The organism is Sagittula sp. SSi028, from assembly GCF_048553715.1.
In the GTDB taxonomy this organism is placed as follows: Bacteria; Pseudomonadota; Alphaproteobacteria; order Rhodobacterales; family Rhodobacteraceae; genus Sagittula.
The window spans coordinates 1-542 of sequence record NZ_JBLZNC010000054.1 but is presented as its reverse complement, the minus strand read 5'-3'; the positions used below and the strand labels follow the sequence as shown (position 1 = coordinate 542).

The window sequence follows — 542 nt, the reverse complement described above, 5'->3', positions numbered from 1 at the left end:
AGCCGGCTAGACCTCTTTGCAACCTCTTCCGAAGAAGACCCACTGAGATTGCCAAACACTTATGGCAATCAAGCAATGTTGATTGATTTCTCTCTATACGATGTGAATTAGGTGCTGACATTCTTGCGAATGCAGCGTGTCCAATCGGACGGATAAGAACCCGAAGGTGCTTATCGATCTGATCGAAGATTGGCGCGGTGCGCTTTCGGGACATTTTGCTGCGCAAAATACCCTGTCGCGTACCATTCGTTTTGGCGTAGCCAAAAGAATGGTGGGTCGAGGAGGACTTGAACCTCCGACCTCACGCTTATCAGGCGTGCGCTCTAACCACCTGAGCTACCGACCCAGAGCTTTTGCGAAGCAAAACTCGTCGTCCCGGCAGGGCATTCCGCAGGAATGGCCCGAGAGGGACCAGCCCAACGTGGTTAAAACAAGGGCCTTTGTCTTGGTGGAGCCTAGGAGGATCGAACTCCTGACCTCCTGAATGCAAATCAGGCGCTCTCCCAGCTGAGCTAAGGCCCCTTGCTGATCCCCCAATGGGG

The 542-nt window shown here is 53.5% G+C and carries 2 tRNA genes; both read right to left on the bottom strand.

Annotation, left to right across the window (positions count from 1 at the left end):
- Positions 1-269 precede the first annotated feature (269 nt).
- Positions 270-346, bottom strand: a tRNA-Ile gene (locus ACN5AZ_RS18730).
- A 100-nt stretch (positions 347-446) separates the two neighbouring features.
- Positions 447-522, bottom strand: a tRNA-Ala gene (locus ACN5AZ_RS18725).
- Positions 523-542 lie beyond the last annotated feature (20 nt).